This window comes from Pseudoalteromonas sp. ABE4_541 (assembly GCF_056312285.1).
In genome coordinates this window covers 59,948-84,955 of the sequence record NZ_JBSVEM010000010.1, presented here as the reverse complement: position 1 = coordinate 84,955, position 25,008 = coordinate 59,948, and the positions used below count along the sequence as shown (strand labels likewise).

The following is a 25,008-nucleotide window of genomic DNA, read 5'->3' as shown; positions in this document are numbered from 1 at the left end:
ACCAGCCACCTAATTCATTAGGTGGCAACACGCCAATCAACTCATGACTAATTGACGACAGGAATGTATTAATGACGGACGCAACGCAACAACAAGCCCTTGAACAAGGCTCTTACGAATTGATCAAACGGCGCCTAAGTAACTTTGGTTCTGAGCTAAAAACGCACGTAGATGAGCTGAACAAACAGCGCGTAGCCGAATTTGGCAATAGTGAATTAAAAGTGGCGGGTAGGGTACGCGTGCGTACAGAGCATAATTGTATTCCGCGAGATATCGTGATTGTTGGCGATAAAGTCATTTTTGCTTACAACGTATTTATTGGCTTAAAGAAAAACATCCATATCAGCGATGTGTTTAGCGTTCATAAATTAGTGTCACAGGAAGAACATTTTGAAATTGAGCCATATCCTCATGAGACTCGTTTTTTAACCGATGCACGGTTCTTGAGAGACTTTGAGGAGCTTTATACATATTACAAAGAAGCGAAGCTTCAGCATTTATATCAGCATAATGGCAAGTTATTCGCGTTGTTTCAAATTGGCGAAAAGCTGAGCGATGTCAAAGTGTTTCGTTGGCAAATAGACCCAGATAATACCATTAACTACATTGATAATCGTGGTGAGAGAGACATTCAAACAGGCCAAGACTATGACTTTGAATGGCTACAGACAGATAGATCTCATCATGTGGAAGGCCGTTTTCCTCACGTGAACCTCGCCGACAAAGTTTTTGTCGAAACGTTAGGCGGCAACCTGACCATCAAAGTAGAAAATAATACTGAAGACGGTGAAGGGGTTTATCAAGAGCCTGTTGAAGACAAAAACCAATCCTTAGCAGATTGCGCCATTGAATACGCATTGCTAGGCGATCTTGTACTGCTCAAGGTATTACCCTATCGAGAAAAAGTATGGCGGTATTTTATTTTTAATAGCCGCTCTAACCAGGTTTTGCGTCAAGACGCGATTGGTGATGCGTGTGTGAGTTTACCTGACGATCACGGTATTATTTATCCTGGTGGCTACTATCTACAATCTGGCCAAACACGTTATTTTGAGGATAAAACCGACAACTTAGAGTTTCATCGTCAGATAAAGTCTCCAAATGGAGAAGACGTACTGTATGTATTTTACGAGCCACACGAGGGCCGCTATGCGCTGTACGCCTATAACTTAATAGAGAAAAATCTCCAAAACCCAATTTATTGCCATGGTTATGGCTTGTATGACGATGGCACTGCGCTTACATTCAAAGCTGACAATGAAGCGCCAGAGCGCATTCACCCAATTCAAATTTGGCATAGTGCATTTGTATCCGCGGAATTTGCCGCCAATGCACCAGCAGCCACGTCAATGTTAGGCAAGATAGGCAATCCAGATTTGGTTAGGGGCCTTTCAGATCTTTACAGTGTGCACAAAGCAATTAATGAGCAAAATCCCAGTGCCTATCACTATGAAGATTTGATTTCTTTATCACGGAATATTTTCGACAGATATCATTGGCTCAGTGAAGACGCATTTTCTCTCATTCAACAAACGCTTCATCAGATATTTGAAACTTCAGAGCAAGTTCTTGATGAGTTTGAAAAAATATCTGAGATCCGAGATAAAGCCAAACAAGCCGTCGTAAATATAGAAAACGAATATCAAACGGTGAGTCGCGAAATACGCCCAGATAGTTTTAAAGAGGCGACACAGTTTGTTGCTGGGTTAGATGCACTCAAGCTGTTAACAGGCAAGGTGATTGGCCTTGAAGACGTTAAATTTATCGATATCAGCGCGTTAAATACCATTAAATCAGGTATCAGTGCGCAACTAGAATCCCTAAGCTTGGCAACCGCCAAGTTTTTACAAAACGATGAAGCATTACAGCCTTATCATCAAAAGCTTGCTGAACTTGAGCAGCTGAGTGAACAAAGCGACAGTGTGACTGAGCTAAAACAGTATGTATCTGAGTTGGACGAGCAAAGCGTAGAGTTAGACTTGCTCAACCACACCATGCTTGATTTAGAAATCGAAGACAGTCGCGTACGCACCAAAATCTTAGAGGACATCAGCGCAGTTTATGCTTTGGTTAATCGAGCAAAAGCCAATATTCAAATAAAACAAAAAAGCCTTGGCAGTGTCGAAGCAAAAGCTGAGTTTGCTGCACGCTTTAAGCTCTTTTCACAAAGCATTACCAATGGCTTAAACAATGCAAAAACACCACAAGCCTGTGACGAGCAACTATCTCGATTGCTTATCCAATTGGAAGAATTAGAGTCTCAGTTTAGTGATTTTGACGAGTTTTTAGCTGAGATTGTCGCTAAACGTGATGATGTATATGAAAGTTTCGAAGCGCATAAACAAAGCTTGAACGACCAAAGCCAGCGTAGAGCGCTTAACCTTGCAAATGCCGCTGAGCGTATATTGCAAGGGGTGACGCGCCGTGCGCAAAGCTTTAACGAATTGGATGAGTTAAACACTTATTTTGCTGCTGATCCGATGATAAGCAAACTGCGTTCGCTGACCGACGAGCTCAAAGCATTGGGGAACGAAGTTCGCGCCGAAGATATTCAAGCCAAACTCAAAGCCTGCAAAGATCAAGGCATACGTTCACTGCGTGATAAGCAAGATATCTATACCGATGGTGGTAACACCGTGAGCATCGGTAAACACGCATTTAGCGTGAATAAGCAAGTACTTGATTTAACTCTGCTGCCGCGTGACGAGCAACTAATGCTGCATCTGACAGGCACAGATTATTTTGAGCCAATTGATGACCAAGCAGCGTTAGAGACTTTAGAGGCGACGCGCCATTTATGGCAGCAAACATTGGTTTCCGAAAGTGATGAAGTGTATCGTGGCGAATATCTTGCGGCACAAATTCTAGCTACAGCGAACAACTCTGATAATACTCTTACCTTTAAAGACTTATTGGATGCGCTTGAGCAAGGTGAGTTGTTGCGTTTGGTGCAGAAGTTTGCTGAACCACGTTATCAAGAAGGCTACGAAAAGGGCATTCATGATCATGACGCTTGTGCAATTTTAACGGTACTTCTAGAGCAGAAAAAACATTTAGATTTATTGATATATCCGGCTAGCTGCCGAGTTGTTGCGCAACTGTATATACTGCAATTGTGTGAGAACACCTTCAAAACACTTTGTCACCAAGCGCGTAATGCTTTATTGATGGAGCAACATTTTTCCTCGGGCGATTTTATTAACTCACTTTGCAGTCAGTTTGAAAAATACATCAATGAATTTTTGGCAAACTTGCCTAGTTATATTCCTCTATTGACGGACTTTAGTTCGACATTGACTGCCGAGTACTTAGCCCATGAACTAGCGGTACAACCTGAGGATGGCAAACCATGCTTTGCCCTGATGGCCAGTGCGAAAGAATACGCTGAAAAGTTTGCCAACGAAGCAAAAGTAAAAGGCTTTGAAATGCAATTAGCAAGTGCTTGTGAAGCGCTAACAGATATTGATCAACAAGCCGTTCTTTACTTTAACTGGATAAGTGCCTTTGCTAAACAGCAACAAATCAGTGCTCATATTAGAACTGAAGCGGCTAACTACGCTTTATTAACGCATCTTAAATGCGCGCAATTTAGAACGTTAACAACTAATGTAACGCATCAAGTCGAAAGCCTAATGGGGCAGCATCGCCTTATTGAGTCGCAGATTCTGCCAGTTGATTTCGCCGAATTTAATGCCCGTACATCGCAATATATTACCCAGCAAGTCCCCGCGTTTGAGCGTTACCACCAACTAAGAAGCAAGATACTAGCTGAGCAAAAACAGCGTTTACAGCTAGATGAATTTAAAGCCAGACCACTGAGCTCTTTTGTACGAAACCAATTGATTGATAAAGTTTACTTCCCATTAATTGGCGATAACTTAGCAAAGCAAATTGGCTCATCAGGAAAAAACAAACGCACCGACTTAATGGGCATGTTGTTACTGATTTCACCACCGGGTTACGGTAAAACTACATTAATTGAGTATGTTGCCAACCGCTTGGGTTTGACGTTTGTGAAAGTAAATTGCCCATCTATCGGCCATGATCAAGTGTCACTAGACCCTGCACAGGCAATCAATGCAACGGCAGCCAAAGAGATCTTAAAAATTAATCAAAGCTTTGAGATGGGTAATAACGTGATGCTGTACTTGGATGATATTCAGCATACCAATCCCGAGTTTTTGCAAAAGTTCATTTCATTGTGTGATGGCTCGCGTCGTATTGACGGGGTATGGAACGGGCAAAGTAAAACCTATGATTTACGAGGCAAAAAGTTTGCTGTAGTAATGGCCGGTAACCCGTATACCGAGTCGGGTGAGAGCTTCAAAATTCCAGATATGTTGGCCAACCGCGCTGATATTTATAACTTGGGCGATACATTGGCAGGGTGTGAGCAGGAATTTGCCATGAGCTTTATTGAAAACAGCTTAACGTCAAATCGCGTACTTGCCCCTTTGGCAAATCGTAATATGCAAGACTTGTATAAGCTTATCCGCATAGTAGAAGGAGAAGATATTTCACTTAATGAGTTGGAATATGGTTATTCTCAAGCGGAAGCAAACGAGATCACGTCGGTACTACGCAAATTAATGTGGTTAAGAGACACCGTGCTAAAAGTAAATGCACAGTACATAGCATCGGCAGCGCAAGATGACAAGTACCGAGAGGAGCCGCCATTTAAGCTACAAGGTAGCTATCGCAACATGAATAAGTTGACGGAAAAAGTCGTTGCCGCGATGAACGACCAAGAGCTCGAAAACTTGCTGCAAGATCACTACCGGGGGGAGGCGCAAACACTTAGCAAGGGCAGTGAAGAGAACTTGTTAAAATTAGCCGAATTACGCGGTACGTTGAGCGAGCAAGAGCAACAACGTTGGGCGCAAATCAAACAAGAATACCGTCGTGCCAATAAGTTAGACAGCACTGGTAGCCCTGTCATGATGGCTGTCGAGCAGCTTGGGCTAGTATATGACGCGCTCAGTGGAATTGCCAATAAATTGAGCAAAACTAATCTCAGTCATGACTATACTCAGCAGTTAGCGCAATGGATAGGTCGTTCGAATAGCAATGAAATCGCTGAAAAACTGGATGAACTTAATCGTACTTTGGCGAGTGAGTTGAACGCAGCGCCTTACCAAAGTGGGTTTGATAAGTTAGCGGCGTCTATTGAATTAAATACGCAAACACTGAGCCAAAGTAGCCAACGGCAAGCGGGTGCGATTGACTCGATCAGTAAATCAGTTGAAGCAACATCAAAGTACAAAGAACAAACAATGGAAAAAGCGCTTAAAGCGCAAAATGAGACATTAAGGAAGTCTGTAAAGTTGTATATTCACTTACTGAGCCAGAGTATGGATAAGTTGGCAAATGCCTTGACAAGTCAAGATATTAAGGGAGAACTACAAGGGCTCGCAAAGGATATTCACTCTTTGATGGAAAGCGCTTCACATTTGGCGCAGCAACCTGTCGAAAATAAGGCGACTGTAGAGGCATTGGGCACGATTTCTAATGTATTGGCGCAACTTACGCATGTGCAAGAGCAAAGAATATCTGCTCAACATGCAAATGCGCAGCGCTCAGGTGTTGACGATGAACAACTCTCTAATATGCTAAACGCCATTGTGAGTGAAAAAGTAAGTAAAGCAAACATGCATCCTGAGCCTCGTGCTGTGGATTGTCAAACTAACACTGAGGTGAAGGCGAAAGGGCATAGTGAGGAAATTGAATCTTTGTTACCTAAACAACCCTTGCCATAATATCACTAGATTAGGTGCAAAAGTGAAGGATCAAAATGATAAGAAATGTTGCCAAAGTAAGTAACTTTCGTTGGGTGTTGATCATGCTCGCCCTGATGTGGCTGGTACATATAGTGGGCTCGGTGATCCCGGTGCCTACTCATGTCTTGGGCTTAGTACCGCAAAGTACATCTCATCTTTTGTCGGTGGTTACTTATCCTTTTTTACATGGAGATTGGCAGCACTTAATTGGCAATACGTTAGGGTTATTGATCAGTGGCTATTTGGCGAGTCAACTCCCATGCTTTAAACGCTCTACCGTGGTGATATTTTTACTCACGGGTATTTTAGTTTGGCTCTTTGCAAGCCACGCTATTCATGTGGGGGCATCGGGTATAGTAATGGGGTATTTTGGCTTCATCATGGGTAGCGCCATTTTTAGACGCAATTTATGGAGCTTTTTTATTGCGCTCGTACTGCTGGCTGTTACACAGTATTTTCAAATTAACCTATTGGGTACTTTATTTTCTTTCGGTGAGAACATCAGTGCATCGAGCCATTTATTTGGTTTTATTAGCGGTGGTGTTGCTGCTTATTTGTTTAAGAATAAGGGCGTATCTTACGAAAAATCTCGTGTTAGATAAATGGCTAAGTACGAGTAACATGTTTGATGAGTAAGGCAAGGTGTTAAAGTTAATTATTAAGCCGTTAGAATGGCATTTGTTATTCTTTGCTTTTTTGTGTGTTGCTTGGCTATATCTGACGATGATTGTTTGCCCTGCCGTTATATTCGCGTTCGTTTGGGTCATGCTGGTTCATTATGGCGCATTAGAAATGAATCAAGCGGTTCTTTATGCTTTGTGCCTGCTTGGTCTTGTTTTAGGCCTTTTCTGGGCTGAAAACACACGGAAGAATATCGGGATTTTAACTTTTCACTCATATTTACTATCAACACCAGACATTGATGGTTGGGGAAGAAACGTGCAGAAACTGCAAGATAACAGAGAGCGAGATTTGTGATTGCTCTTCGCGTTGTTTTATCCGTTTTTGTATTTGTGATCAGTTGCTATTTAGTTCTAGACCTATTCATTAATAGCTTTAATATTTACATATTACTAAGCGCCACTGTTGGCTATATTTTTGCAAAACATCTATGGCCTGAAGGTGAGAAGGAAGAAAGTGCTTGGTATGAGCTATTGGAGCTTCTTATCTATTTACCTTATCAAGCGATTGCCATGTCGATAAGGGCAATTGGTCATATCATTCGAGAGCAATAAACAGCAATTTCTGCAATGTTAATTTTTAATCGCTATGGCACTTAGTATCGGTAACAGTGTTTTTGTTTGTTGAAAAGTCATATTCAGCAGTTGAGAAGATGCCTTATGCTCTCTATAACAGTGAGTGTAAATTTGTTTTAACGCTTTGTGCAGGTTAAAAGTGCTGTAGTGGAACACCACAGCACAAATATACATAAAAAGCTGAACTGTTATAAAGAATGGGAAACTAAGATCCTGTCAACCAGCTCTAATGCCGTAGTAAAGTTGCTAAGATCTGGGCGAACATTACCATCTTGTCCAGAATGATGGCCATGCCCAATAAGCTGCATTTGTTGTAATTGGTTCGGCTGATCAAAATCAATAATGGTTTGATAAATCAGTGATGGTTGTGCGGTGTAACCGTCACCAGAGTATACTGGGTCATCGGGGAATCGGTCACTGCTGTAGTAGTTGTTGTAGTCAAAAGAGTGGTTGATCTCGAAGCGTATACGATACTGACCAGTTAGCGTATTGGGGAGTTGAATCGAGTATATAAAGTTGTCGGTCATGGTTGCGCCGCTAAAACCGTCAACTTTTAACTTATTGTCAGTAGGCAAGAAGTATCCATTACTAGCCTGTACACCTAGTTGATGTAAAAACACTGGTAATGACTCGGGGCGCATGCGCGTGTCTTTCGTTTCTGGTTCCTGTCCGCCCGTTAGTGCATCTCTGCCAATGGCATTTTCACCAATCAATAAGTGCTCACTAAAAACTTGTTCGGGGTCTACTTTGGAGACTTTGTTAGTAAAATTATTACTCGCGATTTTTTCCGTCACATAGAGCGGCTGTACAAATTTTCCTTCTAATGTTTCTAACCAAAACGCATATTGTGGCCAAAGAAAATAAGGGCCTTTTTTCAGCTCTAAAGTAACGGTCTGTCCACTCGCTTGTTCTGGTTTGACTATGCGCTCGACAAATTTATGCTCTTTATCTTGATCTGCTTTATCAGCGGCTTTTAAAGTTTGCCCCCACGTGTAAACTTGCATCGCTGGTGGTAGCGCAAAAAATGGAGAAGCCAGTAGATAGCCAATTAGCAAAACTGCGAGCGGCATTGCGAAGCTGGCTTTACCCATGTGCTTTTTCAATGGATTTAAATAAGCAAATAGAGGCTTTGAGTTTTTGCATAAGTGCCACACAACAACCAAAATCATGGCGGCACCAATTAAAGTGTGTATCAGCGAGATTAAATTATCGTGTTGCTGACTGTACATCAATACGGAGGTAATTAGCATAACAATGAAAGCTAAAAACAGTAGGGTACCGATGAATACTCGGGCATTAAAAAACGACATAGTGACTCCTTTTTTTGAATAATCACTTTGTCGCTTAAGCGCCTTGCTAAAAGCCACTAAAGCTTTCTAAAATTATCTAAAGCTATTGATTTTAAATATAATATTTTCATAGACCCTGTTTGCACAGAAGTTCACTTAATAGAATTCAAATATTCAAGCTGCTTGTTTAATTCTCTACTGATCGCAATTTGTTTAGCTTGATTAAGAGCAAAATGAAACTCATCAGTTCTATTTTGTGCTTTGGCAAGCAAAGCAAGGCTGGTCCAAACACTGGTTTCGCCAACGGGACAACCCAAGACCTGATGATGGTTTTTTGCTTCAAGGTAATAAGTTTTTGCTGATTCGTAGTCTCCTTGGCGCTGTGCAATTTGGGCTAATAAATCTTTTGAATACGCCATAAATAACCAATCGTTATGGCTTTGTGCAACGGCAAAGGCCTGTTTAACACTTTGTTTAGCTAATTCATCAGTGCCTTTGATCATGGCGTGAATGGCATTGAGATACAACAAGCGACTAAGCTCATTTTTATCGTTGAGTTTTTGTGCAGTAGGAATTGCCTGAGCAAGGTGTTTTTCAGCCGTGTGAAAGTCTTTTAGCTGTAAAAGGGTGCTGATTAAAATTCGCTGTGCAGTCAGGTTTTCAGGGTCATTGGCAACAATACTTTCAAGTAGAGGCTTTGCGCTCAGGTGGTTTCCTTCTAACTTCAGGTCAATCGCTACACCTAACATCTCATGATGAAAATCAGCATGGTAATTACCGGCTTGAAGTGAACTTTCCTCACCTAGATGCTCGGCAACTTTATCACTAAATTGATCTATAACACCTTGTATATTACCGCCAAATAACACGCCTTTTTGTTGTGTGTTTTTATAGTACAAGACATAACTCAGCTGATAGTCATGGGGGGAGCCTGATAGCTTTGACGATACAATGAGCTCTGCCCCAGAAACGGTGAATATCTGTTTTATATGCTCCGGTTTAACATGGCTCAATGGCGCTTTGGCACGCTCCAATACTTCAAGCACGTAATCGGTTTGTAATACACCATGTTCTTGATTATTAGGTAAGCGTTGTATGACTTGGTCCATCAATCCTAAGCGGATCCAATTATGGTCGTTACCTTCTATTTGGTTTTGCGTCGGTAAAATTACCACAGAGCCTTTGATTTTACCTTGTACTGCGGGTTTATCACTCAATACAGCGGATAAGAATATTAAGGTGACAATAAATAGGCTGATGCCCAAAGTTAACAGTTGTGCTTGTTTGTTCCGTGAGTTTGGTTTTTTGGGTACGGTCGTAACGGTTGGAAGCCAAACATATCCTTGTTTTGGAATGGTTTTAATCACTTCTTCATTTTGAAAAAGCTGGCGGAGCTCGTTGATAGATTGAAAAACGACTTGTTCTGCAACAACAGAGTCGCTCCAAACCACGTCCAAAATCGTTTGTTTGCTTACTGGCTGACCCGCGTGACGTAGCAAAAGAAGTAAAAGTTGGCACGTTTTTGGGCGTATTGCCAGTACTTCACCTTGGTATGCAATGACTGATAAAGCATGTGGGTCAACGATATAATTTAATGTTTGATATTGCACAATAAGCACTTTGGATGTTGTTAACCTAAGTACCTTAAATGAACTTTTACATTAATCAAAGCGATCGCTGTAATAAAATAGAGGTTTGTGCTTATTGGTCAATTAACATCCAAGGATAAAATGTCAGACTGCTGCTGTTTTTTTGTCAATAAATAGTAACTATTTGAAATTCCATCAAGTTGACTACAATACAGCTCACAAAATTCGTCCTGAGGCTGGGGTAGTTGAGTTATTCCGCTGTTATAGTCATAAAATCCCAGATTGTAACCGTTTATATCTTTTACACGATAATAGATTCCAGATTGAGTCGCATATAAGCGTAAATTTGAGCCTGTGGTGTTTATTAGTGTTGTTTTAGTACTAATGTTGTGAATTGCCTTGTTCGCCACAATGATGAGCTGATCTTGATTGCTTACTGCCAACTGCTGGTTTTGCAAATGAACATTGAGGGATTTGCTTTTCGCACTGGTTAGATTGTATTCATACAAAGTGTCCCCTTGTGCCGATTTGTCCATATAGACAATAGCGTTGCCCTCGTTGAGCCAAGCCAACGGCACACCAATTATGTTTTCAAGCCAAGCCACCCGTGTGCCACTTTCCGATATCTCTAACAAAAAAGGGCGATTATTTAGCGCACTAATAAGCTGATGGTTGTTTCGCCAAATTGGTGGTGCGATGGCAAGTTCTTTTGCGCTGTTTTCGAAGACAAGCGTTTCCATCGCTGAGCCTAACTGTTTCATAAATAGTTGAGAAAAGCCGTTTCGGGTTGAAATATAAGCGACTTTTGATTCATCGGGAGATAGTACAGCCCCCCAATCTGCTCCGTTAGAGTTTGCGATTTCTTGTGACTGCATAAAGTCGTTTCGCGAAGCTATGTACACATCTTCGTCAATACGATTTTCAATGAAGTAAAGCTTTTTATTAACAGATTGAATATACTGTAAAAAATGGAAGTTACTATAGGGAAGCATAGACCAATGGCCATCAATAGTAAGTTGAGAAAGTTGGCTACCATTACTTAGCAAGAACGAACCAGTGTTTGCGTGCCATGTTAAAAAATACCAGTCATGATTTAATTCTGCGATTTGCTGTTGTTGCAATGTATTCAGGTTGAGCAGCTTCACAACAGACTTCGATTGTTTGTTGAAGCCAACCAAGGCAAGAGTACTCTTATCATCGGATAGGCTAATTTTGTAGGGCTTAAATTCATCATTGGGTGCAAGTAAAGTAGTAACTACCCCTGAGTTAAGGCTGTGTTTGTAAAGTGAAACGTTGCGACTATGTTCAGACGCGTTTTGATTTGCTAAATACAGTAAATTATTGGCGTGATCGACAAAGAAAGGGCTGCTCCAATTAATGTCGCCTCGAACGAGCAATGTTTCTTGATGCGCGTGTTGATACTGCTCGTCTAATATGATTTTTCCAAATTCAACTTGATTGCCGTTTAAAGTTGAGTACAAAAGGGTATGTGTGTTGCTCCAAGCTAGGTAGCGGTACGGCTTTGAAAGTGTGCTCACCTGCCAAGTTCTGTTGAGTTTCAGATCTTTAATAACAATATGCTTTTCTGTGTCTTTTTCTGAGTGACTACGTACGATCGCCATATAACGATCGTCAAGGCTTACCCGCATATAGTGCTCTAGTTCACTACTAGAAGTAATGGGCTTAACGTTGTCCAAAGTGATGTTAGCACCACTGTGCATGTGCCAGTAATAGAGTAATAAACTCAAAACGCCCGTCAGCGCAAAGATTACACTTAGACTAATACGATGCATTTTGGGTTTGTGTGTTGTTTCTTTTATGGCGCTTTTTGGTGTGTCAGGCTGCTCAAAAGTGATATTGGCTTGTAAACTGTAGCCACGCTTAGGGTGTGTTTTTATTAGAGACTTATCCTCATCACTCAGTAATTTGCGTAGCAGTGCGATATTGCGTCTAACTGAATTTGGACTGTAAATAGAGTGTGGCCAAACACGCTCAAATAAGTTTTCAGCACTGACAATGGTGTTTTTGCATTCACATAATGCAATGAGCAAGTCCATTACTTTAGGCTCTAGAACATGTGTGTTGCCATCGACGATGATTTCACCTGTTTGTGGTTTTACACATATTGGCCCGATATAAAACACATTCGCGAGTAGAACGCTCTTTAATTTACTTCTTAACTTATTGTTATTTAAGCTCATTTTTTCTTAATTCTTTCTTAATTATTTTTTAAGTTCAAATTCATCGCTTTGTGCCGTCTTGAACGTTATTAAATTCAGCAAGTTAACTTACTTTTATCATACATAAAGACAGAAGGAATAGAACAAGATGCGCTACATACATGTACTTTTACTCATCTTCATGAGTGTGCAAACACTTGCAAAAGAGGACACAGCCTTAGCGCAAGATGAGCGCTTGGTTAAAGTGTTCATTCATACACTTAATAGCAACAACCTCGAGCGCATTACGAGATATGTTGATAAACACTTTACGAAAGAGGCTTTAGCACGCTGGGGAAATTCGGGTCGGGAGCGTTACATAGGTTATGCAATGAATACGGCACTGTTGCACCATACTCTTAACCTGAAGCAGGTTAAGCGCACACAAGCTAATCAGCAAACTCGTATAACTGGTTTGGTTTCTTCTTTTAAGACTGGGCTAGATTATTCACTTGTAATGAGTGTTAATGATGAGGCGAAAGTCAGTGATTGGTATATTACGCCAACTGGCTTGGGAATGTTTTTGGTAGAACCTCAAAATGAAGACCAAGTGCTTCAAACATTAAAGTCGCTGACGGAATATCTTGCTCGTAATGAAGCTTTTTCAGGTACTGTGTTGTTAGCTAAAGGCGATAACGTGTTGTTTAAAAAAGCTTATGGCTTGGCATCAAGGCGCTATGATGTAAAAAATAATATCGACACAAAATTTCAGATTGGCTCTATGAATAAAATGTTTACCGGTGTGGCGATTATGAAATTAGTCGAAGCTGGCAAGCTATCACTCACTGATAAACTGACCCAGTACATGGACAGAAAATACTTTGGAGAAGGGCTGTTTGATAAAATTACCATAAGACAATTACTGACGCATACATCGGGGTTGGGCGGCATTCCGGATATGATTAATCATCAATCACAGATCCGAACACTGAATGACTCGCTGACATTATATAAAGATATCAAGCTGAATTTTGAGCCAGGCAGCCGTTGGCAGTACAGCAGCACGGGAATGAGGATGCTGGGTCATGTGATTGAGGCTGTGACTAAACAGAGTTATTACGATTTCATCGATCAACATATCTACAAAAAAGCAGGTATGACAGACAGTGGTAGCTTCGACATTGATGTGCCAATAAAAAATACAGCAAGAAGCTACTGGTATATGAATGAGACTCAAACTTTGACCGAAAATTTGGTCATGCAAGGTGTGAAAGGGGGGCCAGCAGGAGGAGGGTACTCGACGGTGAGTGACTTACATCGTTTCGCTTTGGCACTGGTTAATAACCAATTACTCAACTCGGCCCTAACAAAAGAGGCGACTTCGGCTAAGCCTGAGTTACATTCACCAAGATATGGCTATGGCTTTTCTGTGCGAGGCGATGCTGGTAATCAAGTAATTGGGCACAATGGTAGTCACTTAGGTATGAGTGCACAGTTGAATATTTATCGAGACAAGGGGTATATACTTGCAGTGCTTGGCAATAGTGATGCAGCGGGGGAACCTATCGTGTTTGCAATGAACGATCTGATTAAAAAGCTATAAAAGAAAATGAGTCTAATGCTTATACCCGAATATTTTGGGTATAAGCATTAAAATGCACGTTTATTAACATTCGATGATATTTACCGCTAAGCCGCCTCGAGCGGTTTCTTTGTATTTGGTTTTCATATCATTGCCTGTGTCGAGCATGGTTTTGATCACTTTATCTAGCGATACTTTTTGCTCGCCTGTACCGCGCATTGCAAGACGCGATGCGTTAATTGCTTTTACAGCCCCCATCGCATTTCGCTCGATACAAGGTACTTGCACTAAGCCGCCTACTGGGTCACAGGTTAGGCCCAAGTTGTGCTCCATGCCAATCTCTGCGGCGTTTTCAACGTTAACCACGTTGCCACCCATAATCTCAGTCAGTGCGCCAGCGGCCATTGAACAGGCAACGCCTACCTCGCCTTGGCAACCTACTTCTGCACCAGAAATAGAGGCATTCTTTTTATATAAAATACCAATTGCTGCGGCTGTTAATAGGTAACGAGTCGCGATTTCTTCGTCCACTTCTTTGATAAAGGTGTGGTAATACATGAGAACAGCAGGAAGAATACCTGCGGCGCCGTTTGTAGGTGCAGTCACCACGCGACCACCGGCAGCGTTTTCTTCGTTAACAGCTAGTGCAAATAGATCAACCCAATCCATAGCGCGAAGCGGATCGTTACTGTTCTCAACATTCAATTTTAGATACAAGCTAGGTGCACGACGTTTAACTTTTAAGCCGCCAGGCAAGATACCTTCGGTACGCATACCACGTTCAATACAGGCTTTCATTACTTGCCAAATATTGAACAGTTCTGCTTTTATTTCTGCTATTGGACGCAATGTCTTTTCATTGGCCATCATTAATGATGACACACTCAAACCAGACTCTTTACACAAGTTAAGTAGTTGCTCTGCGTTATCGAACGGATAAGGCGCGGGGTTTTGTTCACGAATATCCAATGCAGCTTGTTTTTCTTGTTCAAATTGCTCATCGGTTACAATAAAGCCACCGCCTATCGAGTAGTAAACTTGGCTGTGTACTTTATCTTTACCATTTAAAGCAATGATCTCCATCGCGTTGGAGTGCTTAGGGAGTGTTTTACGGCGGTGGAAAACAATGGCCCCTTGCTTTGGAAACTTTACTTTATGGCTTTGATCTAGATAGATAACTTGCTCTTGTTCGATTTTTTCCAAGATATCTGGCACTGCGTCTGCGTCAATGCTTTCTGGATCATAGCCTGCTAGGCCAAGTATGACGGCTTTACCTGAGCCGTGACCAATACCTGTTTGTCCTAGTGAGCCAAACAGCTCAACTTTTACTTCCGTTGTTTGTGATAGCAAGCCTTTCTCTTGCAAATCTTTTACAAACAGCCTAGAAGCGCGCATTGGACCTACGGTATGTGACGAGGAAGGGCCAATACCGATACTAAACATATCAAATGCACTAATCATATACTTTACTCAACATTGCCTTTGAACGGGCGCACATCATAACTCTAAAACAGGGCCTTGTAACCCGTTGTACTATGAATTAACTATGTCGATTTGATTAATTGTATAAAGTTTTTGACTAAGCTTGCGGTTGCGCCCCATAAAAGCCCATGTGGCGTCATTAATCCTGGTAAGGGGCGGACTTGTCCAGCAAGTTGAAGTTGATAGTTCTGCCAGTTGTTTTCATCCGCGAGTATTGCCAATGGCATGGTAAAGGCTTGTTCTACTTCAGCACTTTGAGTATGCCACTGAACATCGCTTGGTAACACCGCCACAACAGGACAGATAGAGAACCCTGTTAATGTTGAGTGTTGATTCAGTACGCCGATTGGCTTGATATTACGGGCTGTAATTCCGAGTTCTTCATGTGTTTCACGAAGTGCCGTGACAACTAAGTTGGCATCGTCTGGCTCTGCTTTCCCGCCCGGGAAGCATACTTGTGCTGGGTGATGTTTTAAATAGGCCGAGCGTTTACAAAATAGTAAGGCGGCTTGCCCGTGTGCTTCAATTAATGGCATGAGCACCGCGCTTTCTTTAAATGCATGCTTTATTGGCACTCGTGAAGTTTGCATTTGTATCGCACTGGTATGAAAGCGAGTTATCACGTCATCTAGTTTCACAACTTAGCTCTTATTCAGTTAATATCGGAAGTATCTTATTTACTTTGTGGTAAGTTTCTTGATATTCAAGGTCTGATTTTGAATCCGCTACAATACCACCACCTGCCCAGCAGTGTATCTGGTCATTGTGACACACGAGGGTACGAATTGTAATGGACGTGTCCATCCTACCACAGGCGCTAAGGTAGCCAATAGAGCCACAGTAAACACTGCGTCGATGCGGTTCGAGTTCTTCGATTATTTCCATTGCTCGGATCTTTGGCGCACCGGTGATGGAACCACCAGGAAACGCTGCCTCTAACTGATCAACGGCACATTTACCCTCTGCAAGCTCGCTAGTTACTGTGCTAACAAGATGATGGACAGCAGGAAAGCTCTCGATGGCAAATAAACTAGGCACTTCTACACTGCCCGCCTTGGCGACTTTGCTTAAGTCGTTGCGCAGTAAGTCAACAATCATGACATTCTCAGCTCTGTCTTTGTTGCTATTTGCTAAGCGTTCAGCTTGCTGTTTATCGTCGGCAGCGTCGCTCAATCTTGGTAGCGTGCCTTTAATTGGCTTTGTTTCCACTTTACCGTCACTGACTAATAAAAAGCGCTCAGGAGACACAGACAAAATGGCACTGGTACCCAAATTGATAAATGCCGAAAAAGGCGCTTTATTGTGTGCTCGTAACTTTTTATAGGCTAGCCAAGGAGAGCCTGTGTAACTTGCACTAAAGCGTTGAGCTAGATTGATTTGATAACAATCTCCACTTTTTAAATATTGCTGAATTTGGTCAAACTTCTCATTATATTGTTTTTGATTCATGTTTGACTGCCATTGACTACTTAATGAAAACTGGTCGTAGTCAGTTGTTTGGTTATTCAAAAAGTTTGTATACAGTTCAAGGCGTTGATTGCTTGGCTGACTCACGTAGTACCATTGCTCAATTTGATTGTCATAAATCAGCGCATCCAAATAAAAGCCGATGTGTAAATCTGGCAAATCAATATCTTGCTCAGCATTTTCAGGTAATGTTTCAATGTAGCGCCCTAAGTCATAACTAAAATAGCCAAGCCAGCCGCCGGTAAAGGGCAAGTCATTTTGCGCCTTTTGGACTGATAACTCAGACAGATACGCTTTCATGATCTCAAAGCAAATTTTGTTCTGTACTGAGCCGTCTAAAAAAACCTGTCCGTGTTGCGCTGTCAAAAGGTGCTTTGGCTCAATACTGATAATATCAAACCGACTGTTAACATGGGCTGCATTACACGAATCCAATAAAATTGCGTTAGGTAGGTGCGCAAAGTGCTCAAATACGACTTCTGTTGGCAAAGTAATATTTAGTTTTTTGAGGTAAATTTGTTCATTTCCCATTTACTTGAACCTGAAAACTAGCCCGAAACGGGCGGGGAGGTTATCATACTTATCTATTTTTCTATAGTGGCTTAGCCTGTGGCTTAAAACGGTCGCTATTTTTAAGATGTATTCAGTTATTGACCTAGGGTTAAATAACCAAACTAAGGAACCGTCATGAGTATGATCCGTCAGCAAGACTTCATTGATAGCATTGAAGACGCATTGCAATATATCTCTTTTTATCACCCACTAGATTTTGTTCAAGCTTTAGAAAAAGCATATCACAAAGAAGAAAGCAAAGCGGCCAAAGACGCCATTGCACAAATTTTGATTAACTCACGTATGTCTGCAGAAGGCAAACGTCCACTTTGCCAAGATACTGGTATTGTTACATGTTTTGTAAAAGTGGGTATGGATGTTAAATGGGATAAAACGGATCTAACAGTTCAACAAATGGTTGATGAAGGGACACGTCGTGCGTACTTAAATCCGGATAATCCACTACGTGCGTCAATTGTGGCTGACCCTGCCGGTAGCCGTAAAAACACCAAAGACAATACGCCTTCAGTTGTGCATATCGACATGGTACCGGGCGCTGAAGTGGAAGTGATGATTGCGGCTAAAGGTGGCGGTTCTGAAAACAAAACTAAAATGGTTATGCTAAACCCATCTGATGATGTGGCTGCATGGGTTGAAAAAACACTACCAACCATGGGTGCAGGTTGGTGTCCACCAGGCATGTTAGGTATAGGTATTGGCGGTACTGCGGAAAAAGCAGCGGTACTGGCTAAAGAATCTTTGATGGACCCTGTCGATATTCATGAACTGATTGAGCGCGGCGCTGAGACTGCTGAAGAAAAGCTACGTTTAGAGATCTTTGAGCGCGCAAATAAACTTGGTATTGGTGCGCAAGGATTAGGTGGTTTAACGACTGTCGTAGATATAAAAATCAAAACGGCACCGACTCACGCGGCGTCTAAGCCAGTAGTGATGATCCCGAACTGCGCGGCGACTCGTCACGTACATTTCACTTTGGATGGTTCAGGCCCTGCTGATCTAAAAGCGCCTAAATTAGAAGACTGGCCTGAAGTGACGTGGGAAGTCGGTGAAGATACTCGTCGTGTTAATTTAGATACCCTAACTAAAGAAGACACCCAAGATTGGAAGATGGGCGAAACGGTACTGTTATCAGGTAAAATTTTAACAGGCCGTGATGCTGCGCATAAACGTCTACAAGATATGATCAATTCAGGTGAAGGCTTACCTGAAGGTGTAGACTTTGAAAATAAATTTATCTACTACGTAGGCCCGGTTGATGCGGTAGGCGATGAAGCGGTAGGCCCGGCAGGTCCGACGACTGCAACACGTATGGATAAGTTTACTGATATGATGTTAGAGAACACTGGCATTGTGGGTATGATTGGTAAAGCTGAGCGTGGTCCTGCAACCGTTGAGTCAATCAAGAATAACAAATCAATTTATTTGATGGCTGTTGGTGGTGCCGCATACCTTGTGGCTAAAGCAATTAAGAAAGCACGCGTGGTTGCATTCGAAGACTTAGGTATGGAAGCCATTTATGAGTTTGAAGTAGAAGACATGCCTGTAACGGTTGCTGTTGATAGCACGGGTGCTAACGCACACGATCAAGGACCTGCAATTTGGAAAGCGAAAATTGAAGAGCTAGATACGAAGTTAAAATAAGCTTTAGCTCGCTTACAATAACAGCCGCATATTGAATCGATATGCGGCTTTTTTGTAATCATACCTGTACACTTGCCTTTCGCTTTACGTTTACGTAAACATACCTTGCCTATAATTAAAATATATTAACTAGATTAGCTTCAATATTAATCTTAGTTGGGTGATGTTTTTCATATAATAAAAATTCAGGTCTAATTTATTTAAATTAATTGTGTATAGTAGGATGATCATCTCATTTTGTGGCATGCCTGCTAACTTAGTGATAGAGTTTGGCGAACTTCAGCGCTATCAACACCGTTTTAGGTGAGACATTTCGGAGAATTATAAAGTGGCTGTATTTAACCAAGTTGAATTTGATAATCATGAACAAGTGGTATTTTGTGCAGATGACGCATCTGGCTTAAAAGCGATCATTGCTGTTCACAGCACTAAGCTAGGTCCTGCAGTAGGTGGCTGTAGACTTTGGAACTACGCCAAAGATGAAGATGCTGTATATGATGTATTGCGTTTGTCTAAAGGTATGACATATAAAAATGCGGTTGCGCGTTTACCATTTGGTGGTGGTAAATCGGTTATTATCGGTGATGCAAAAGAAATTAAATCTGAAGCTTTGTTCAGAGCATTTGGTAAACACCTTGAGCGTTTAGGTGGTAGTTATTACTCAGCAGAAGACGTAAACATCACGACAGGTGATGTGATGATGATGCATAAAGAGACAAATTATGTACTTGGTCTTGAAGGTAAGAGTGGTAATCCATCGCCATTTACAGCGCTTGGTACCTTCTTAGGTATTAAAGCGGCTTACCAGCACAAACATGGCCACCAAGACTTATCAGGTGTTAAGGTCGCTGTGCAGGGGTTAGGGGCAGTTGCGTATGGCCTTTGTAAATACCTGCATGAAGCGGGTGCTGAATTATTTGTGACAGACATTAATCAAGCATCTATAGACCGAGTTGTGACTGATTTTGGTGCTACAGCTGTGGGCATTGATGAGATTTATGACTTAGACGTTGACGTATATGCGCCTTGTGCATTAGGTGCCACAATCAATGACAACACAATTCCACGTATCAAAGCAACTATTATTGCTGGCTGTGCAAACAATCAGTTAGCTGAATCTCGTCATGGCGAAATTCTACGCGAAAAGGGTGTTTTATATGCGCCAGATTATGTCATTAACGCTGGTGGTATCATTAATGTTTATTATGAAACTAAACCTGAAGGCTATAATGAAGCGGATGCGACTAAACATGTTGAAGGTATCTACGATACGTTAACTGAGATATTCGCACGCTCGGAATCAGAGCAAAAGTCGACGCATATCATTGCAGATGAGTTAGCTCAAGAAATCATTGAACGCGGCTTGTAATCGCAAAAAGTTCGCGAAAAAAAAGTGAGAGGGTATGCTTTGCATACCCTTTTTTGTTTTTACTCGTAGTATGAAAAAAATTGACCTCACAACTTGGCCTCGAGCCGATCACTTCCGTTTTTTTAAGTCTTTTGATAAACCTCAATTCAATATTACAACATCGGTAGACTTTTCTAACTTATACCGCTTCTCAAAACTACAAGGTTACTCTTTTACGGACTGTTACCTTTACTGTTTATTAAAAGCCGTTAATGAATACAAGCCGATGAAACTCAGGATCGTTGATGATGCGCCAGTTGAAGTCGATGATGTAATGGCAAGTATCGTTTTTTTACGACATGATGAGACATTTCGCTTTGTGCCTTTAAACCGTCAACTAAACATAACTGAATTTTGTCTACACAGTGCAAAGCAAAAAGCGCATTACTTAGAACAAACGTTGATGGATGAAAACTTTTTACTGCGCGAAATGCATGTAGCCCAGATACATGTTTCGATACTGCCGTGGTTTAATTTCAGTAGTTTTAGTCATGCGTCCCACGAAAGTGCGCAATGTGCAGGGATCCCGAAATTCGTTTTTGGAAAATATGATAAGGGTACGGGGATGATGCCAATAAACATAGAAGTGCATCATGCGCTAGTTGACGGGGTTCATGTTGCTCAATTTTTGACTACACTTAATGAGGTTATTTCGTCGACTGCAAAATTAAGCGGTTGAAATATAGGCAATTAGATGTAAATTACTCGTTTGATGCAAAATTAACAATTATTTTGTGCGTAATATTTTTATTTTTCTTTAAATTCATTATCTTGTGTGATGTATTAGCTGTTTTAAAGAGACTATTACAAAGATCTGTTGCGTTGTAATTAATTGTAAACATATTGCATTAAGTTCTTTATTATCAATGGCTATAGAGGAGAGGGATAAAAAATCATGTTAATTTTTTGTTTTGTATCGAGTTTATTTTTTTTGGACTCATAAATTTGTTTTGATAGTGAAGTTGACACATCGACTTGCATTTAGCATTATTGGACAGTTGGTATCTGCTAAAAGATATCAGGGTTGCCTCTTTAAGAGGCGATAAAATTATAAAAGTAACATTACTTAATTGGTTGGGAACTATGTCTGTTAAAATCAGAAAGAGTCTTGTAGCTACTGCGCTTCTTGGCGCAACAGCATTTGCAAGCAGCAATGTGATTGCAGATCCTTTGAACGACGTACAAAAAGTAGGTCAACAAACTCAAAAGGCTGCTAAAAAGTCTCAAGAAAAAATCGACAACATCTTCGGTCAAACGCAAGAGATGATCGGCGAATACCGCAGCGTTGTTGACGAAACTGAACTGCTAAAAGTTTATAACGACCACGTTGCTCGTTTGGTCGCTGACCAAAGAGCTGGTATTGAATCATTCGATCGCCAAATCGGAACAATTGAAAAGACAAAACAGGACGTTGTGCCTTTGATGTATCGCATGATCGATACGCTTGAGCAATTCATCAAAGCGGACGTTCCGTTTGACACTGAAACTCGTATGGGCCGCGTAGAGAAACTACGTGAGCTACTTTCAAATTCTAAAGTAACTACTTCAGAAAAATTCCGCCAAGTGCTTGAAGCATACACTATTGAGACTGATTACAGCTCAGTAATGGCCGCATCTCAAGGTTCTTTAGAAATCAACGGCAAAAACATCAACGTTGATTTTGCACGTCTTGGTCGTGTTGCTTACGTAGCTCAGTCTTTTGACTTGAAGCACGCTTGGGTTTGGAACAATTCTTCTAAACAGTGGGATGAGCTAGGCGAAGAGTACCTTAAGCCTGTTAAAGATATGATCCGTATTGCACGTGGTCAGGCTGCCCCAGATCTAGTTGCATTACCAATCTTTGGCGCGGAGTAAGTGAAAATGAAGAAACTATTTAAAGGCTTTGCAGTAGCCGCTGCACTATCTGTTTCTGCAGGTGCCGCGCTGAATGCACACGCAAACACAGAAGCTCTTGATAAAATCCTACAAGAAGTAAAACAAAACCGTATTTCTGAAGGTAAGATCAACAAGCAACGTGAGCAAGAATTCCTTTCTTCTCGCGCAAACCAGCAATCGCTTCTTAACAAAGCGAAGAGTGACCTAGCTGCTGAAAAAGCACGTGGCGAGCGTTTGAACAAAGAGTTCAAGCAAAACGAAATCACACTAGCTGAGAAAGAAGTAGAGCTTGCAAACGCAACTGGTACTTTAGGTGAGATGTTCGGTGTTGTACGTCGTTCAGCTGCTGAAGCTATCGGTTCAATTGAAGCATCACTTGTTTCTGCTGAAAAACCAGGACGCGCTGAAGTACTTCGTTCTCTTGCAGCTGCAAAAGAGCTACCGACTACTCGCGAACTTGAAGAACTTTGGATTGCTTTCCAAACTGAAATGACTGAGTCTGCAAAAGTATCTACTTTTGAAGCTCAAGTTGCTGAACTGAGCGGTGAAATCAACGTTAAGCAAGTGACTCGTGTTGGTAACTTCAACCTAGTAACTAAAGACGGCTACGTGCTTTACGATGCAGCTAACAAAGCAATCACACCACTAGGTAAGCAACCTGATGGTTACGTATTGAACACTGTTGACTCACTGCTTAGCACGTCAGCTGGTTCTTACACTAAGTTTTATGTTGACCCAACTCGTGGTTCAATCTTACGTCTAAACACTCAGCGTGCAACGCCTGAAGAGCGTTGGCACCAAGGTGACACGGTTGGTTACATCATCACTGCACTATTGGCAGTGGGTGCATTACTTGCGCTTGTTCGTTTCCTAGACCTAGTAATGGTTGGTTCGAAAATCAAGGCGCAAATCAAAAACATCAACACGCCTAACACAAACAACCCTCTTGGTCGTATCTTGAAAGTTTACCATGACAACAAGAACCAAGACGTTGAGAACCTAGAATTGAAACTTGATGAAGCTATCCTTCGCGAGACACCTCGTATTGAAGCGGGTATCAACATCATCAAGATCTTGGCTGCTATTGCACCTCTACTAGGTCTACTAGGTACGGTTGTTGGTATGATCCTAACCTTCGAATCAATCACACTATTTGGTACTGGTGATCCGAAGATCATGGCTGGTAACATCTCTCTAGCGCTAGTAACAACAGCTCTAGGTCTGATTGCAGCTCTACCTCTAATCCTATTACACGCTATCGTTTCAGGTCGTAGTAAAGCAGTTCTACACATCCTTGACGAGCAAAGTGCAGGTATCGTTGCTGCACACGCGGAGAAGGAGAAAGCCTAATGCTAGTCCTGATGGAGACCTGGGAATCTATCAGGGATTTTGTTGGCACAGGCGGCCAGGTTTTATACGTGGTCGCGATAGCACTCTTTATTATGTGGGTTTTAATGATTGAGCGCTATTGGTTCCTACTAGCGGAATATCCAAAAATGAAAAAGGATATTGTCGCTAAGTGGGACGCCCGCCAAGACACCACGTCTTGGTACGCACACAGAATCCGCGATGCATGGATTTCTGAAGCGTCTGAGAAATTAGATGAGCGTATGTTGATTATCAAAACATTGGTAGCAATGTGTCCATTAATCGGCTTACTCGGTACAGTAACAGGTATGATTTCAGTATTTGAAACCATGGCTACACAAGGTACGGGTAATGCACGTTTGATGGCATCAGGCATCTCAATGGCTACGGTACCAACAATGGCAGGAATGGTTGCGGCACTGTCAGGTGTATTCTTTAGCACTCGCCTTGAAGCAAGAGCGAAAATGGCTAAAGAACAGTTGATTGACAGCTTGCCACATCACTAGAGAGAGATATAAATATGGCACGTAAACAACGTTTTCGTGAAGAGGAAGAAGCAGCAGTAGATATGACGCCGATGCTAGACATCGTATTCATCATGTTGATCTTCTTCATCGTTACCACTTCTTTCGTTAAAGAAGCTGGTATTGAAGTTAAGAAGCCTAAGGCTGCTCAAGCTCAACAAACGAAGAATGCTAACATCTTTATCGCAATTCGTGAGAATGGTGAAATTTGGATGGACAAGCGTCAAGTTGATGTTGAGCGTGTAAGTGCGAACCTTGAGAGTATTCTTGCTGAACAACCAACTGAGACTGTTATTATCCAAGCGGATAAAGGCGCTAAGCACGGTGTGGTTGTTAAAGTAATGGACCAAATCAAGGCGACTGACGATGGCCTGAAGATTTCAATCGCTGGAGCTAAGTAATGATTCGTTTTCTGTTTTCACTGATTGCAGGTGGGGCAGTTACTTTCGGCTTGTTCTTTTTCATGTCCTATCTAATCTCCGGAGGAGCTGATAGGGCTGAAGATAAGAAAGAACAGATTGTGGTCGAAATTTTGACGAATCCACCTGAATCTGAGGTGCAGGAGCGGAAGCGTGTTCCGCCTCCGCCACCACCTCCACCGAAGCAGCCGCCTAAGCCGCAGCCGCCTCAACCTGAAAATGCTAACCCTGCAGCTGGTGCAATTGGCTTTAATATGCCTAGCATCGACTTGGGTGGTACAGCTGGCGGTTTGAGCGGCCCTGGCGAGTTTGGCCGTGACGGTGACGCGACACCTATCGTACGTATTGAACCTAAATATCCGGTTCAAGCAGCACGTGACGGTAAAGAGGGTTGGGTACAACTTTCATTTACTATTAACGAGCTAGGTGGTGTTGAAGATGTAAAAGTTATTGATGCTGAACCTAAGCGTATTTTTAACCGTGAAGCAATTCGTGCATTACGTAAGTGGAAATACCGCCCTAAAATTGTTGATGGGAAACCTCAGAAACAACCGGGTATCACTGTTCAGCTAGACTTTAAACTCAATCAAGGCTAAGGA

Annotated in this window: 19 protein-coding genes; 13 read left to right on the top strand and 6 right to left on the bottom strand. The window is 41.8% G+C overall.

Annotated elements, in window-relative coordinates; all coding sequences use genetic code 11:
• Window positions 1–71 precede the first annotated feature (71 nt).
• Genes ACW689_RS11560 through ACW689_RS11545 form a run of 4 tightly spaced genes read left to right on the top strand, consistent with a single transcriptional unit; the run spans window position 72 to window position 7,012 of the window.
• Complete coding sequence (locus ACW689_RS11560) at window positions 72–5,756, top strand: DNA repair ATPase (protein WP_476291475.1); 5,685 nt, start codon at window positions 72–74, stop codon at window positions 5,754–5,756.
• A gap of 35 nt (window positions 5,757–5,791) precedes the next feature.
• Window positions 5,792–6,379, top strand: coding sequence for a rhomboid family intramembrane serine protease (locus ACW689_RS11555; RefSeq protein WP_476291473.1), 588 nt, complete (start codon window positions 5,792–5,794; stop codon window positions 6,377–6,379).
• A gap of 40 nt (window positions 6,380–6,419) precedes the next feature.
• Entirely contained in the window at window positions 6,420–6,755 is a 336-nt protein-coding gene (locus tag ACW689_RS11550; RefSeq protein ID WP_476291471.1) for a hypothetical protein, read from the top strand.
• Complete coding sequence (locus ACW689_RS11545; RefSeq protein ID WP_476291469.1) at window positions 6,752–7,012, top strand: hypothetical protein; 261 nt, start codon at window positions 6,752–6,754, stop codon at window positions 7,010–7,012. The genes ACW689_RS11550 and ACW689_RS11545 overlap by 4 nt, the downstream gene beginning before the upstream one ends.
• Window positions 7,013–7,221: 209 nt before the next feature.
• On the opposite strand, the gene ACW689_RS11540 is transcribed toward ACW689_RS11545, so the two are convergent.
• From ACW689_RS11540 to ACW689_RS11530, 3 genes are all read right to left on the bottom strand, one after another.
• Entirely contained in the window at window positions 7,222–8,343 is a 1,122-nt protein-coding gene (locus ACW689_RS11540) for a DUF4405 domain-containing protein (RefSeq protein ID WP_476291467.1), read from the bottom strand.
• A gap of 131 nt (window positions 8,344–8,474) precedes the next feature.
• Window positions 8,475–9,932, bottom strand: coding sequence for a winged helix-turn-helix domain-containing protein (locus ACW689_RS11535; protein ID WP_476291465.1), 1,458 nt, complete (start codon window positions 9,930–9,932; stop codon window positions 8,475–8,477).
• 98 nt (window positions 9,933–10,030) lie between these two features.
• A complete protein-coding gene (locus ACW689_RS11530; protein WP_476291463.1) occupies window positions 10,031–12,112 on the bottom strand; it encodes a winged helix-turn-helix domain-containing protein in 2,082 nt (693 codons plus the stop codon).
• Window positions 12,113–12,239: 127 nt separating this feature from the next.
• On the opposite strand from ACW689_RS11530, the gene ACW689_RS11525 reads away from it, so the two are divergent.
• Entirely contained in the window at window positions 12,240–13,673 is a 1,434-nt protein-coding gene (locus ACW689_RS11525) for a serine hydrolase domain-containing protein (RefSeq protein ID WP_476291461.1), read from the top strand.
• Between the two features lie 63 nt (window positions 13,674–13,736).
• Here ACW689_RS11525 and ACW689_RS11520 read toward each other — a convergent pair whose 3' ends face one another.
• From ACW689_RS11520 to pabB, 3 genes are all read right to left on the bottom strand, one after another.
• Entirely contained in the window at window positions 13,737–15,113 is a 1,377-nt protein-coding gene (locus ACW689_RS11520) for an L-serine ammonia-lyase (RefSeq protein ID WP_476291459.1), read from the bottom strand.
• Window positions 15,114–15,196: 83 nt separating this feature from the next.
• A complete protein-coding gene (locus ACW689_RS11515) occupies window positions 15,197–15,772 on the bottom strand; it encodes an NUDIX hydrolase (protein WP_476291457.1) in 576 nt (191 codons plus the stop codon).
• Between the two features lie 10 nt (window positions 15,773–15,782).
• Window positions 15,783–17,132, bottom strand: coding sequence for an aminodeoxychorismate synthase component I (pabB, locus tag ACW689_RS11510; protein ID WP_476291455.1), 1,350 nt, complete (start codon window positions 17,130–17,132; stop codon window positions 15,783–15,785).
• A gap of 156 nt (window positions 17,133–17,288) precedes the next feature.
• Here pabB and ACW689_RS11505 point away from each other — a divergent pair, with 156 nt between their 5' ends.
• The 8 genes from ACW689_RS11505 to ACW689_RS11470 all read left to right on the top strand — a co-directional run bounded on the left by ACW689_RS11505 (window position 17,289) and on the right by ACW689_RS11470 (window position 25,005).
• Window positions 17,289–18,815, top strand: coding sequence for a fumarate hydratase (locus ACW689_RS11505; RefSeq protein ID WP_476291453.1), 1,527 nt, complete (start codon window positions 17,289–17,291; stop codon window positions 18,813–18,815).
• Window positions 18,816–19,143: 328 nt separating this feature from the next.
• Window positions 19,144–20,184 carry a Leu/Phe/Val dehydrogenase gene (locus ACW689_RS11500; RefSeq protein ID WP_476291451.1) on the top strand — a complete coding sequence of 347 codons (1,041 nt, stop codon included), beginning with the start codon at window positions 19,144–19,146 and terminating at the stop codon, window positions 20,182–20,184.
• Window positions 20,185–20,254: 70 nt separating this feature from the next.
• A complete protein-coding gene (locus ACW689_RS11495) occupies window positions 20,255–20,902 on the top strand; it encodes a CatA-like O-acetyltransferase (protein WP_476291449.1) in 648 nt (215 codons plus the stop codon).
• Between the two features lie 404 nt (window positions 20,903–21,306).
• A complete protein-coding gene (locus ACW689_RS11490) occupies window positions 21,307–22,077 on the top strand; it encodes a DUF3450 domain-containing protein (protein ID WP_476291447.1) in 771 nt (256 codons plus the stop codon).
• A gap of 6 nt (window positions 22,078–22,083) precedes the next feature.
• Window positions 22,084–23,448, top strand: a complete 1,365-nt coding sequence (locus ACW689_RS11485; RefSeq protein WP_476291445.1) for a MotA/TolQ/ExbB proton channel family protein — start codon at window positions 22,084–22,086, stop codon at window positions 23,446–23,448.
• On the top strand, window positions 23,448–23,972 hold the full coding sequence (locus ACW689_RS11480; protein ID WP_476291443.1) for a MotA/TolQ/ExbB proton channel family protein: 525 nt from the start codon (window positions 23,448–23,450) through the stop codon (window positions 23,970–23,972). The genes ACW689_RS11485 and ACW689_RS11480 overlap by 1 nt, the downstream gene beginning before the upstream one ends.
• A gap of 14 nt (window positions 23,973–23,986) precedes the next feature.
• Entirely contained in the window at window positions 23,987–24,391 is a 405-nt protein-coding gene (locus ACW689_RS11475) for an ExbD/TolR family protein (protein WP_070984814.1), read from the top strand.
• Entirely contained in the window at window positions 24,391–25,005 is a 615-nt protein-coding gene (locus ACW689_RS11470) for an energy transducer TonB (protein WP_476291441.1), read from the top strand. The genes ACW689_RS11475 and ACW689_RS11470 overlap by 1 nt, the downstream gene beginning before the upstream one ends.
• Window positions 25,006–25,008: the final 3 nt, after the last annotated feature.

What these genes read in the sequence shown, in the direction of transcription:
- ACW689_RS11560 (WP_476291475.1), top strand. Translation starts at nt 72, where the DNA reads ATGACGGACGCAACGCAACAACAAGCCCTTGAACAAGGCTCTTACGAA.
- ACW689_RS11555 (WP_476291473.1), top strand. Translation starts at nt 5,792, where the DNA reads ATGATAAGAAATGTTGCCAAAGTAAGTAACTTTCGTTGGGTGTTGATC.
- ACW689_RS11540 (WP_476291467.1), bottom strand. Translation starts at nt 8,343, where the DNA reads ATGTCGTTTTTTAATGCCCGAGTATTCATCGGTACCCTACTGTTTTTA.
- ACW689_RS11530 (WP_476291463.1), bottom strand. Translation starts at nt 12,112, where the DNA reads ATGAGCTTAAATAACAATAAGTTAAGAAGTAAATTAAAGAGCGTTCTA.
- ACW689_RS11525 (WP_476291461.1), top strand. Translation starts at nt 12,240, where the DNA reads ATGCGCTACATACATGTACTTTTACTCATCTTCATGAGTGTGCAAACA.
- ACW689_RS11520 (WP_476291459.1), bottom strand. Translation starts at nt 15,113, where the DNA reads ATGATTAGTGCATTTGATATGTTTAGTATCGGTATTGGCCCTTCCTCG.
- pabB (WP_476291455.1), bottom strand. Translation starts at nt 17,132, where the DNA reads ATGGGAAATGAACAAATTTACCTCAAAAAACTAAATATTACTTTGCCA.
- ACW689_RS11505 (WP_476291453.1), top strand. Translation starts at nt 17,289, where the DNA reads ATGAGTATGATCCGTCAGCAAGACTTCATTGATAGCATTGAAGACGCA.
- ACW689_RS11495 (WP_476291449.1), top strand. Translation starts at nt 20,255, where the DNA reads ATGAAAAAAATTGACCTCACAACTTGGCCTCGAGCCGATCACTTCCGT.
- ACW689_RS11490 (WP_476291447.1), top strand. Translation starts at nt 21,307, where the DNA reads ATGTCTGTTAAAATCAGAAAGAGTCTTGTAGCTACTGCGCTTCTTGGC.
- ACW689_RS11485 (WP_476291445.1), top strand. Translation starts at nt 22,084, where the DNA reads ATGAAGAAACTATTTAAAGGCTTTGCAGTAGCCGCTGCACTATCTGTT.
- ACW689_RS11480 (WP_476291443.1), top strand. Translation starts at nt 23,448, where the DNA reads ATGCTAGTCCTGATGGAGACCTGGGAATCTATCAGGGATTTTGTTGGC.
- ACW689_RS11475 (WP_070984814.1), top strand. Translation starts at nt 23,987, where the DNA reads ATGGCACGTAAACAACGTTTTCGTGAAGAGGAAGAAGCAGCAGTAGAT.
- ACW689_RS11470 (WP_476291441.1), top strand. Translation starts at nt 24,391, where the DNA reads ATGATTCGTTTTCTGTTTTCACTGATTGCAGGTGGGGCAGTTACTTTC.